Raw genomic sequence first — 11986 nt, forward strand, 5'->3', positions numbered from 1 at the left:
TTACTGAGGCCTGAGCCTAGTGAAGTCGGTTTTCCAGCCGGTTGAGCATGTCCAGGAAACTCTCCGGCGGGATGAAGTGCAGCTTTTCTTCACGCACTTCATACGGCAGGCGGGTGAAAATGCCATTGTGGTACCAGAAAAGATTGGGTGTGAGTGAGCCCGGCCCCTCCTCGTGCATGCCATAGGCTGCCGGTATCAGTTTCTGGATGGCTTCTACCACGCCCAGGTCTTCGATCGGGTAGATGAGGGCAGAGTGGCGGTGCGGAATGGCAATGAGCGAGCCCTGGCGGCCGACCAGTTCGGGCCGCGCTTCCAGCTCATACAGGATATTGGCGGTGAAGAAGTGGTCGTTATTCACAAACCAGATGGAAAAGCCGCCCATGTCTTCCTGCGTGATTTCCATGGGGTAGTTTTCCCGGATGTTGGCAATGCCGATGGCAAACAGCTCATCCTCATCCTTGCCCCAGTCCAGCACGTGCGAAGGCTGGACATTGCGGATGGCATCCGGCAGGTCAAAAACCAGCATGGCAAACACATCTTCGGCCAGATAGCGGTTCACCGACATTTCGGTGTCGTCGTCCAGCCCGCCGATATAGGCGATGTACTTTGCGTTGTAGAGGCGAACGGCCAGGTATTGCTTTATTTTTTCAAAATCAGTAATGTTTTCGTCGAAGGTCTTGTCAAATTCAAGCGTCTTGAGCATGGTGGTGAAATGCCCGTTGATAAGCTCAGGGTAGTCTTCTATCGCATGCTGTTTGCACACCTGTGCGATGTTGGACAGCCCCAGCTTGGAAAAGCGGAAGGAATCGGGATCGACTTCTATGGTGCCGTCTTCCAGGATGTAGGTAACATCCATTCCCTTGAAGTAGCTGTCAATAGCATCGAGAAAGGCCTTGTATTCTTCAGCCGTGGAGAAGGCCGCCCATTCGGGGATATCAATGGCTTCGGATTCTTTGTCTTTTTTCTTGAAAAATGAAAACATCTCGTAACTTTCTTTTTTCAGGGTGAATTTTTTATTATACCGGACACATCAGCTTTCTTTTCCATTTGGGTTGCCCGGCAGTTCCGGGCGGTTGGCAGGCTCAAAGAGGAAATTGCCGATGTAAAAGTGGTTCGAGAAAACAAGCCGGATTTCGGGCCGCTTCAGGGATAGTAAGATGGTTTTTCCGGGCTCAGGCTGTCCAGATGTTCGGTGATGAACTGGATACGCCTGTCCAGGCTGGCTTTGGGGAGGGTGAGCAATTCATAGCCCAGGCGCTCGTATACCCTGACCATCGCATCGTAGGTGGCCAGTGCTTCATCATGGGATTGTTTTCTTTCGGTATCCTGCCCGTAGATTTCAGACCAGTAGGGGGCGATAAAGACTTTCCGGTTGTAGCGGAATTTTTCTGCCGCCCTGGCGAGGTGTGTCGGCACCGGGATGTCATTGAGCTCCAGGTAACCGATGATATCGGGGATCGCGCGGTCAAACAGGACTGGGCGGCTGTGGTTGGGCGCTTCCTTGTAGGAGCGCATGTCCCAGTTGAGCATGAGTTCCGCATAGGCGCGTTTGTCCTCCCAGGGCAGGGCATTGCCGCCGATGGCGGTCTGGTCCTGGATGATGGAGCGTCCGGCTTCTGCCATTATCATGAAGTGGTGATCTTCCAGGGAACGCAAAAGGGTGGTTTTGCCCGCGCCCGGCGCACCGGTGATGACAAAGAAGTTTTCGTGGAAATCGCTCATGGGACGCCTTTCAATATGGAAGGGGAGCGTTAAGGATAACTGGAAAAGGGGGAGTAATGCGACAGTATGGTGCGTTTTTTTGTTTTTGTCCTTCGCTAGTGTAATTTGCTGCGAGGAGATTAGTCCTCGATTTCCATTCATCAGGTGGGTGGTTGACCCACCTGATGAAACCAATCTTGAGGGCCAATCTCATCGTAGAGAACAACCCCAGCGAAGGAGAAAGACGCGCTACAGCAGCTTCCCCTGCCGCTCATCCGCTACCGGCGTCGGTTCGATCTTCGTCACCAGCACCTTGGCGATGCGGCGTCCTCCCATCTCCAGCACTTCAAAGCGAAAGTCCGCATACTCAAGTACCTGCCCGACATGGGGCACGGTACCGAAGCGCTCCAGCAGGAGACCCGCCAGCGAGGCATAGTCGTCGTCCTCGTCAACGAGGCCATCGGTTTCGAGCAGTTGCTCGACGTAGTAGATGTTGGTGGTGCCGTCCATGACCCACACGCCGGGTTTTTCTTCGACAGCGCTTGGCTGCTCGTCTTCGTCGGGAAATTCGCCCGCAATGGCTTCGAGGATGTCAATGGGGGTGAGGATACCCTGTATGGAGCCGTATTCGTCAGCCACCATGGCAAGGTGGCCGCGGGTTTGTTTCAGGATATTCATGGCTTTGAGGACGCCTGCGGATTCGGGCATGACAAGCGGCTCCCGGATGCTTTTGGTGTTTTCCAGCGTGCGGCCGGAGTGGATGTCGTCCATGAGGTCCTGGGCCCTGGCAATTCCGATGACGTTGTCGAGCTGGCCGCGGCAGACGGGGAAGACGCTGTGGGGGATGGTACGCAGTGTTTCCTGGATGGTGTCCAGATCGTCATCAAGATTGATCCAGGAGACTTCGGTGCGCGGTGTCATGACGGAATGGATGGAGCGCTCGCCCAGTGTCAAAACGCCTGAGACCATGTTGCGTTCTTCTTCGGCAAAGGCGGAAAGCGCAATGGTTTCTTCGGGAAATTCGGGCTCGAATTCTTTTTCAGCCTTTGTCTTGTTGCCCAAAAGCCGCAGGATGGCCTCGGCGGTGCGCTCGCGCATGGGTACCTGTTCCATGTTTTTGGTGAGGTTGTGCTGTGCCAGCTGATTTAAGAATTCAATCAGGATGGAAAAGCCAATGGCGGCGTACAGGTAGCCTTTCGGAATTTTCAGGCCAGCACCTTCAGCGATGAGGGCAAGGCCGATCATGAGCAAAAAGGAAAGGCAGAGTACGACCACGGTCTGGTGGGCGTTGACGAAATTGGTCAGCGGGCGCGAAGCCATCATCATGACGCCCATGGCGATGATAACGGCTATCATCATGACGGGCAGGTGCTCGACCATGCCGACGGCGGTGATGACGGAGTCAATGGAAAAGACGGCGTCCAGCACGACGATCTGGGCAACGACCACGGCAAAGGACGGGACGATGCGCTCTTTGGCGCGAAGGTGGATTTTGCCGTCCACCCGTTCGTGCAGTTCGGTGGTGGATTTGTACAGGAGGAAGAATCCGCCGAGGATCAGGATGATGTCGCGCCCGGAAAAGGGGATGTCCCAGATGGTAAACCAGGGGGTGGTGAGCTTGACCATCCACGACAGCGCAGTGAGCATGAGCAGGCGCATGACGAGCGCCAGCGTGAGCCCGACGATGCGGGCATGGTTGCGTTCGCGCGCGGGAAGCTTGTCCGCCAGGATGGCGATGAAGATCAGGTTGTCGATCCCCAGGACGATTTCGAGGACTACGAGGGTGACAAGGCCTATCCAGGTTGCCGGTTCCATCAGCCATTCCATGCTCAGTGCCCTTTCATGCGGGAAAAAGAGGGCGGGGCGACGGCGCACAGAAAGCCATCAGCAGGAATGCAGGGCGGGGAGGTAAAGCGTAATGTATGGTTATCTGCCAGGAGGAACGTGCGTCCCATAGCAAAAAAGTATCGTTGGTAACGTTTCAAGTGTACCGCAAATTGGCCTGGCTGCAAGCGGTATGGCTTGAAAAATCGCAGAGGGCGGACGGGAAATGGCATTGCCGCACGGATTGATACGGATGGCTAGGGGTAAGGCGGGTGCAGAGCAGGCCGGTTTGTGGAAAAATTGGGGGCCGGATGGATTGGCAGGGATAATATTACGAGGAGCGGGCAACCGCATGTCACAGATTCATGGCAACAGGATTTTGTCGTATACGGTCGATCTGGGAAACGAGCGGATTGTTTTTGATACTGAGTACCATGCTGGCGCGCAGCATGAGCGCACAGCTATCGTGTTTGGCAGCGTCTGTGCCCATGCGTTTGAGAATGAGGATAAGGGCAGCATTATTTTTGATATTGAAGCGGCGTCGCTTGAAGATTTTATCGAGGATAACCGCGATCTGCTGGGGCAGAAGAAGCGCTACGGCTGGCCGCTGCTGTATGCGTCCGAAGCGGAATTGCTGGAAAAGCTGCGCGAGGCCCGGCAGCAGTATTTTGTCATTGATTCTTCTTTTGGGTTGTATGGCTGGGTGCTGGCAGAGACAATGGAAATCGAGGTAACGGATGTCAGTGCCGCGTAAGCGGGTGAAAAGAAAAAGGCTGTCACGGGTGGTGACAGCCTTTTTTGTTCCGGGGGGATGCTTACTTCAGCGTTTTGAGCTGTTCCCAGTATTTTTCATAGATTTTCAGGGCATCGCCAACACCCACGGTGAATTCGGCGTTGCGCAGTTCTTTTTTGCCGGGCACCAGGATCGGGTCGTTGCGCATGTCAGCCGGCAAGAGCTTGATGGCGGCCAGGTTTGGCGTGGAGTACTTGTACTCCTTGACGCAGGCGGCAGCAACTTCGGGGCGCAGCATGTAGTTGATAAAGGTGTGTGCATTGTCCACATTCTTCGCGCCGACCGGGATGACAAAGCTGTCTACCCAGAGGATGGCGCCTTCGGACGGGAACACAAATTCGAGCTCGGGCTTTTCTTCCTTGGCAACGAGGTAGTCGCCGTTCCAGATCGGGCCGAGCCAGACTTCTTCGGTGATCAGCGCCTGTTTGGTGGCGGTGACATCAAAGACACGGATGGAGGGCTTGAGCTTGGCGAGAAATTCGTAGCCAGCCTTGATATCTGCCGCATTTTTGGTGTTGGACGAGCGGCCCTGGGCCAAAAGCGCCAGGCCAAAGGCGTCACGCAGATCGTCTGTCATGATGATGTGGCCTTTGTACTCGGGTTTCTGCAACTGTGCCCACTGGGTCAGCGAGCCTTTGGGCACATACTTGGTGTTGTAGGCCAGGCCGACAGCGCCCCACATGTAGGGGATGCTGTAATGGTTTTCGCGGTCAAACTCCCTGTCCATGATGGAAGGGTCGATGTTGTTGAGGTTGGTGAGTTTTTTGTGGTCAATCTTTTGCAGGAGATTGTTTCTGCGCATCTGGTCAACAAAGTAGCCGGAAGGCACAACGACGTCGTAGGATTTGCCGCGGAGCATTTTGACCTTGGCATACATGGCTTCGTTGGACTCAAAGGTGGAATAGACGACTTTGATGCCGGTTTCCCTGGTGAATTTGTCCAGCACTTCCTGGGGGATGTATTCGGACCAGTTGTAGACTACGACCTGTCCACTGGCTGCATGGGCGCCCTTGAAGCCGATGAGCGTTGCCAGGAAGAGAAAAAAGGCCAGCCCCAGGACGGGACGGCGGAAGATACGGGAAAACAAAGCGGATTTTGTCATTATTTTCTCCTTGATTGATAAATGATTTGCGCGAGTATAACAAAAAAGAGCGTCAATACGAACATAACGGCTGACAGGGCGTTGACGTCGGGCTTGACGCCCAGCTTCACCATGGAATAGATTTTTACGGGCAGCACTTCAAAATGCGGGCCGGTGGTAAAGGTGCTGATAAGGATGTCATCCAGTGACAGGGTAAAGCTCAAGAGCCAGCCGGCGGCAATCGCCGGGGCTGTCATGGGCAAAAGTACATGCCGGAAAGCGGCGGCTTCGGAGGCGCCGAGGTCTCTTGCCGCGTCGATGAGGTTTTCGTCAAATTCGGCCAGGCGCGACAGGACGGTAACGGTGACAAAGGGCGCGCACAGGGTGGTATGGGCAATGAGCAGGGTGACAAAGCCGAGCTCCATTTTCATGGCGAGAAAGAGAATGAGAAGAGAGATGCCCATGACGATATCGGGTGATACGGTCAACAGCAGCACGGCCCCGTAGAGGGTCTGTCGGCCCGGGAAGCGGTATCTTTTCACGCACAGCGCCGTGATGGTGCCTAAGATGGTTGCGACGGTGGCAGCTGACACGGCAACCGAAAGCGAATTGAGGGCAGCATCCAGCAGGGCGCTGTTGTTAAAGAGCACTTCGTACCAGCGAAAGGAAAAGCCGGTCCAGTTGACGGTGTATTTGCTCGCATTGAAGGAGTAGACGAAAACGATCAGGAGGGGCACGTAGAAAAAGGCGTAGACCCCAGCAAGGTAAAGGCGTTTGAGATATCGGCTGAGCATGGCGTTGCCTCCTTACACCAGTGGGGCCGGTTGAGGATCAGAACCGGCAGCCTTGACGGGCAGCAGGGTCTTGTTTTCCTGTGAGGCAATGCGCCGGTTGCTGATACGGTAGAGGATAGCCATGGCCAGCAGCAAGACGGTGAGCACGGTACTGGCGGCAGAGCCCAGCGGCAGGTTTTCGGTCAGCAAAAACTGGTTTTTGATGAAGGTGCCAAGGAGCATGCTCTTGGAGCCGCCGAGGATTTCGGGGACGTAAAAGCAGCCCAGCGAGGGCAGGAAAACGAGCATGCACCCGCCAATGATGCCCGGCAGGGTGAGCGGCAGGGTAATGTGCCAGAAGGTGCGCAGGTTGCTCGCTCCCAGGTCTTTTGCGGCATCGATCAGGGTGCCGTCAAGCTTTTCGATGGAGGCGTACAGCGGCAGCACCATGAAGGGCAAAAAGGTATAGGACAGGCCGATAAAGACGGCAAAGTCGGTGTACATCATCTGTAACGGCATGTCGATGATCCCGAAGAAAAGCAGGATCTTGTTGACCATGCCCTGGGCGCCGATGATGAGGATCAGGGCGTAGGTGCGGATGAGGGAATTGGTCCAGAAGGGGATGATGACCAGGAGTAAAAGCCAGGGCCGCAAAACCGGCTTTGCCCGTGCAATGAGGTAGGCGAAGGGGTAACCCATGATCAGGCACAAGACGGTGGAAAGTACGGCCAGGCGGATGGTTTCCCACAGGATGGAAACAAAAACGGGGTCAAAAAGCTCGGCGTAGTTGTCCAGTGTCAAAAGGGGGATGGAGGCATGCAGCTCTGTGGTGTCCAGTACAGAAACCAGGAGTAAAGCCACCGTGGGCAACAGGGCAAAGACCGCAAGCCACAGCCAGGTCAGGGTGATGGAAAATCCCCGGAAAAAGGAGCGGTTTTTGGACTCTGCAACGGCCATTATTCGCCTTCCTCGTCCAGTACGACTTCCCAGCCCTCGATCCAGGAGACGGAAACGCGGTCGCCTTCGCGGTAGGTGATGTCTTCGTCGTCTTCATTGAAGTATTCGGCGGCCTGGAGGACTTTGCCATTGTCCAAAGTGAGCAGGATGTCAACGGTGGCGCCCTTGTAGACGGTATGCTCGATTTTCCCGGTGAAAAACGGGGGATTTAAGGCTTTTTCTTTTTCGAGGTAGACGATCAGATCTTCAGGGCGCAGCAGTACCTTGACGTTTTCTCCGACTTCGAGTTCGCGTTCGGTGCGCAGGGGGAATTCGATGCCCTCGACGTCAGCCTGGTAGGTGCCATCCTCGCGCACGGCCTTGACGGTGGCTTCAAGCACATTGATGTCGCCGACAAAGCCGGCCACAAAGAGGTTTTGCGGCTCTTCGTAGATTTCCTGGGAGGTGCCGACCTGCATGATGGCGCCGTCGTTCATGACGACGACACGGTCTGACATGGCAAAGGCTTCTTCCTGGTCATGGGTGACGAAAACGAAGGTGATGCCAAGCTGGCGCTGGAGCATCTTGATTTCCATCTGGAGCTGTTTCCGGAGTTTTAAGTCCAGCGCGGAAAAGGGTTCGTCCAGAAGGAGGACCAGTGGGTTGTTGACAATGGCGCGGGCAATGGCCACGCGCTGCTGCTGACCGCCGGAAAGCTGGCTGGGCATGCGGCGTGCCAGCGGCTCCATGTGGACGCGGCGCAGGACTTCTTTTACCTGCTTGTCGATTTCGGCGGCGGGAAGACGTTTCATCTTCAGGCCAAAGGCGATGTTGTCCCACACGCTCATGTGCGGAAAGAGGGAGTAGTTCTGGAAGACCGTGTTGACCTGCCTTTTTTCCGGCGGGGTGTCGGCAATATTGGTGCCGTTAAGCAGTAGTTCGCCCTGGCTGGGTTTTTCCAGGCCGGAGATCAGGCGTAAGATGGTGGTCTTGCCACAGCCGGAAGGGCCGAGCAGGGTGAGGAATTCGCCGTTCGCGATTTCCAGGTTGATATTATGCAAAGCGGCTGTGTCGCCATAAAATTTGGCAACGCCACGGAGTTCGATGATGGGAGCGTTTTCCACCGCGATTCCTGCCCTCTTGAGAAAATAGATGAAAGGGGAAAAGCCGGAAACTTTTCCCCTGAAAAACTCTTGTCAAACTTATTTTCGTGTAAACGCCCGCATGAAGCGCTTATACGAAAATAAATGCACGGCGATTGCCATTAAAAAGAGAGAGCATTCTACCACTAAAATGTTTGGTTTTTTCGAGAAAAAACAAAAGGAAGTGATCGGTTTTTTGCTACAGGAAGGTGAGTGCAGGGGATCAGGGCGCGTTTGGTGTGAAAAGGGTTTGTTGCCCGATGATTTTCATTTCGTGGATTTTGCCGTTGAGAATGAGCACATACAGGTAGTGCAGGGCGTAGGTGTAGTCGTTATCGGCCAGGTACAGGTGGAGCGAGGTGGAAAGTTCATCGTCTTTTTCTGTTACGGAAACGAGGAGGGAATTGATTTTGAGTGCGGCTCCCAGTGCTTCTTTTGTCAGGGGCGGGTTGTCGATAGCTTTTCGTGTTTCGTTGATGCTGGAAAGGAAACGCTCGGCAACCGGGCCTGTGATGGCGGCATAGCCGGTTTTGTCGAATTCGGCCAGGCAGGTATTGATTTCTTCCGCATAGCGGGAAAGGGCAGGGATTTTTGCATGGCGTTTTTTGCTGTCGATGGCTGCAGCCTCCATCTCGTTGATGGCATCAGAGATGAAATCAATCGCACGGGTGGCATAGTCCAGCCGGGTTTGCCAGTCGACAGTCGGGGAAGACCAGATTTTCTGGCAAAGCTCAAGTTTGCGCCCGATATGCTGCATGGCCTGTTTGCTGCCTTTTTTCATGTCGATGATCCGGGCCGCTTCTTCCATTATTTCGAGAAGCGCGGATTTTTCCTCACTGGTCGGGACGGGCTCCCTGCCGCGGGCGACATTTTCATGATCATCCTTGATTTCTGTCAGGACGTCAGCCAGGTGTTCGGCAATCAGCCTGAAGTCGGGGATGATATCTTCGTTGGTCTTGTCGGTTTCTTCGATCAGCCACTGGACGTGTTCCTGGAGCTTTAACACATTGAGGTAAAAGACGGATTCCTCGTATTTGAGTTCATCCGGGATGCGGTTGATTTGCAGGATGCGCCGGATGGATGTCAACACCGGGGCCAGCAGCTCGACTTTCCGGGAAAAGGGGAGCGTGTTGTCTCTCAGGACAGCGGAAAAGGAATCCAATTGGCTGATGAGGTCTTCGTGGTTGTAGTATTTTTCGGTTTTGCTGTTCAAGGTGCCGTCCAGCAGGAAACCCCGCTTTTCCTCAAATTCGCGCAGGAACACAAAGGCGGCAGACAGGGTGCCGAGGGCATTTTCGTACCAGGTGACGGTGTTCTGGTCTTTTTTCCGGGAAAGTAAAAAGGGGTTGGTCCGCTCGGGCGCTCCTTCGGGGATGATCTCGGCCTGCAGCGAGATGGTCTGTCCGGCGATGGTTATCCGCGGGTCGTTTTTTGTCTGGTAACCGTAGAAGATGTAGGAGCCATCGTCCCATACCTGATCATACAGGCCAAACTCGGTATCTGCGCCATAAATGGTGCAGATAAACGGTTCGGTCACAATATCTTCCAGTGTCTCACTGGGTTCGGCTGGCATGGGTGTTCCCGGATGGAGTGGAAAAATATTTCATGAAAGCAACATTACAATACCATATCATGGCGCAGGGCAAAAGGGGGATATAAGGCCGGGTTTGCTGCCTTTTATCAATTTTGAGGGGGCGGTGGGGTCGGGTGTGCTCCGGCGCGGGAAGACAGAGGGGAACCGGCAGCGTAAAACAGGAGTGGCAGGTTATTGCAGTGTTTTCAGTTTTCCTTGGGCATCCTTGTTACCCTGTTCGGCGGATTTGGTGTACCAGTAGAGGGCTTTGTCACGATCGGCTCTGATGCCGATGCCGAGTTCGTAGGCCTCTGCCAGGAGCAGTTGAGCGCGTGCCATGCCTTGTTCGGCTGCCTTGCGGTAGTATTCAATCGCCTTGACATAATCTACCGCTACGCCTTTGCCTTGCCAGTAGGAAACGCCGAGATTGAACTGGGCGTCGACATATCCCTTGTCGGCTGCTTTTTTGTACCATTGGGTAGCAATAATGTCATCGCGCTTTACACCAAGGCCACGGCGGTAAGAAGTGCCGATATTAAACATGGCTTCAGCGGCGCCAAGTTCGGCTGCTTTCTTGTATAGTGCAAGCGCCTTGGCATGATCCTGTATTACGCCGTTGCCATCCCGGTACAGGTTGCCGAGGTTGTTCAGTGCACCAAAATCATTTTGCTCAGCTGCCTTCTGGTACCAAAAGGCAGCTTTCGCATAATCTTGCTTTACCCCTATGCTTTCAGCATAGATTACACCGGTATTGTACTGTGCCAGCACATCGCCGTTTTCCGCTGCTTTTTCCTGCCAGTAGGCCGCCTTTGCCAGATCCTTCTTGACGCCGAGTCCCTTTTCATACAGGGTCGCCAGGCCGACGTAGCCTTTGACATGACCTTCTTCAGCGGCTTTTTTGAAATAAACATGCGCCCTGGCATAATCGCCCTGTTGAAAATATTTTGCTCCTTCGGAAAAGGTGTCTGCCATGACTGTGGTCGAAACAAGCCATAATGCCAGGATCAGGAGCAGGGCGGATGTTTTGTGGAAGTTGCCGGTCAGGCGTTGATGGTAGGACAATGTCATGCCAAGGCTCCTGGTGATGCGGTTGATGGACAGGGTTATATGAGCCTATCTTGCCATACTTTCCGGTCGATGCTTTGTATTGTTTTTATAGGGTCTGTGACCAGCAGGTCATTGCAATTCTTTCAGTTTTCCCTGCGCATCGATATCTCCCTGTTCGGCGGCTTTGGTGTACCAGTAGAGCGCTTTTTCGCGATCAGCCCCGATGCCGATGCCGAGTTCGTATGCCTCTCCCAGAAGCAGTTGGGCTCGCGACATGCCTTGTTCTGCCGCCTTGCGGTAGTATTCAACCGCCTTGACATAATCCACAGCTACGCCTTTGCCTTGCCAGTAGGAAACGCCGAGATTGAATTGGGCGTCGGCATATCCCTTGTCGGCTGCTTTTTTGTACCATTGGATAGCCTTGGTAAGGTCTTGCTTCACTCCCAGGCCCAGGTCATGGAAAACAGCAATATTGAACATGGCAGTGCGGTTTTCCAGTTCAGCCGCTTTCTTGTATAGTGTAAGCGCCTTGGTATAATCCTGTTTTACCCCGTTGCCGTGACGATACAGGTTGCCGAGGTTGTTCAAGGCACTTGACTCGCTGCTGTCGGCAGCTTTTTGGTACCAGTACGCGGCTTTGGCATAATCCTGCCTCACGCCGATGCCATCATCATAGATTACACCGGTATTGTACTGCGCCAGTACATCGCCGTTTTCCGCTGCTTTTTCCTGCCAGTAGGCCGCCTTTGCCAGATCCTTCTTGACGCCGAATCCCTTTTCATACAGGGTCGCCAGGCCGACGTAGCCTTTGACATGACCTTCTTCAGCGGCTTTTTGGAAATAAACATGCGCCCTGGCATAATCGCCCTGTTGAAAATATTTTGCTCCTTCGGAAAAGGTGTCTGCCATGACTGTGGTCGAAACAAGCCATAATGCCAGGACCAGGAGCAGGGCGGATGTTTTGTGGAAGTTGCCGGTCAGGCGTTGATGGTAGGACAATGTCATGCCAGGGCTCCTGGTGATTCGGTTAGTTGGAAAGGCGATGCAAGCCTATCTTGCCATATTTTTGTGCCGATGCAAAAGAAAGAAGACCGGGTTGTCCGGCCTTCTTGCACT

12 protein-coding genes are annotated in these 11986 nt (G+C 54.1%); 2 read left to right on the plus strand and 10 right to left on the minus strand.

Features of this window, described 5'->3' with window-relative positions; genetic code table 11:
• Positions 1-16: 16 nt before the first annotated feature.
• The 3 genes from NB640_RS11520 to NB640_RS11530 all read right to left on the minus strand — a co-directional run bounded on the left by NB640_RS11520 (position 17) and on the right by NB640_RS11530 (position 3498).
• The gene (locus tag NB640_RS11520; RefSeq protein ID WP_269308838.1) at positions 17-982 is read right to left on the minus strand and encodes a hypothetical protein; all 966 of its coding nucleotides are present in this window, start codon (positions 980-982) and stop codon (positions 17-19) included.
• Between the two features lie 161 nt (positions 983-1143).
• A complete protein-coding gene (locus tag NB640_RS11525; RefSeq protein ID WP_269308839.1) occupies positions 1144-1722 on the minus strand; it encodes an AAA family ATPase in 579 nt (192 codons plus the stop codon).
• A gap of 228 nt (positions 1723-1950) precedes the next feature.
• Positions 1951-3498, minus strand: coding sequence for a TerC family protein (locus NB640_RS11530; RefSeq protein ID WP_269310457.1), 1548 nt, complete (start codon positions 3496-3498; stop codon positions 1951-1953).
• Here NB640_RS11530 and NB640_RS11535 point away from each other — a divergent pair.
• Both NB640_RS11535 and NB640_RS11540 read left to right on the plus strand, forming a co-directional pair.
• Positions 3394-3678 (plus strand): hypothetical protein, encoded by a 285-nt coding sequence (locus tag NB640_RS11535; protein ID WP_269310468.1) that lies wholly within the window; start codon positions 3394-3396, stop codon positions 3676-3678. The two genes, NB640_RS11530 and NB640_RS11535, sit on opposite strands and share 105 nt — an antisense overlap.
• 100 nt (positions 3679-3778) lie before the next feature.
• The gene (locus tag NB640_RS11540) at positions 3779-4279 is read left to right on the plus strand and encodes a hypothetical protein (RefSeq protein WP_269308840.1); all 501 of its coding nucleotides are present in this window, start codon (positions 3779-3781) and stop codon (positions 4277-4279) included.
• A gap of 61 nt (positions 4280-4340) precedes the next feature.
• Here the strand turns inward: NB640_RS11540 and NB640_RS11545 are convergent, their stop codons facing one another.
• The 7 genes from NB640_RS11545 to NB640_RS11575 all read right to left on the minus strand — a co-directional run bounded on the left by NB640_RS11545 (position 4341) and on the right by NB640_RS11575 (position 11875).
• Positions 4341-5420, minus strand: coding sequence for an ABC transporter substrate-binding protein (locus tag NB640_RS11545; protein WP_269308841.1), 1080 nt, complete (start codon positions 5418-5420; stop codon positions 4341-4343).
• Positions 5420-6193, minus strand: a complete 774-nt coding sequence (potC, locus tag NB640_RS11550) for a spermidine/putrescine ABC transporter permease PotC (RefSeq protein ID WP_269308842.1) — start codon at positions 6191-6193, stop codon at positions 5420-5422. The genes NB640_RS11545 and potC overlap by 1 nt, the downstream gene beginning before the upstream one ends.
• Before the next feature lie 12 nt (positions 6194-6205).
• Positions 6206-7129 (minus strand): ABC transporter permease, encoded by a 924-nt coding sequence (locus NB640_RS11555; protein ID WP_269308843.1) that lies wholly within the window; start codon positions 7127-7129, stop codon positions 6206-6208.
• Entirely contained in the window at positions 7129-8232 is a 1104-nt protein-coding gene (gene potA / locus NB640_RS11560; RefSeq protein ID WP_269308844.1) for a spermidine/putrescine ABC transporter ATP-binding protein PotA, read from the minus strand. Before potA ends, NB640_RS11555 begins: the two co-directional genes overlap by 1 nt.
• Before the next feature lie 241 nt (positions 8233-8473).
• Positions 8474-9823 carry a hypothetical protein gene (locus NB640_RS11565; RefSeq protein ID WP_269308845.1) on the minus strand — a complete coding sequence of 450 codons (1350 nt, stop codon included), beginning with the start codon at positions 9821-9823 and terminating at the stop codon, positions 8474-8476.
• Between the two features lie 192 nt (positions 9824-10015).
• Complete coding sequence (locus NB640_RS11570) at positions 10016-10891, minus strand: tetratricopeptide repeat protein (protein ID WP_269308846.1); 876 nt, start codon at positions 10889-10891, stop codon at positions 10016-10018.
• A gap of 108 nt (positions 10892-10999) precedes the next feature.
• Positions 11000-11875: a tetratricopeptide repeat protein gene (locus NB640_RS11575; RefSeq protein WP_269308847.1), complete on the minus strand. Its 876-nt coding sequence runs from the start codon at positions 11873-11875 to the stop codon at positions 11000-11002.
• Between the last annotated feature and the right edge of the window lie 111 nt (positions 11876-11986).

It is taken from the genome of Oxalobacter vibrioformis (assembly GCF_027118995.1).
Lineage (GTDB): Bacteria > Pseudomonadota > Gammaproteobacteria > Burkholderiales > Burkholderiaceae_D > Oxalobacter > Oxalobacter vibrioformis.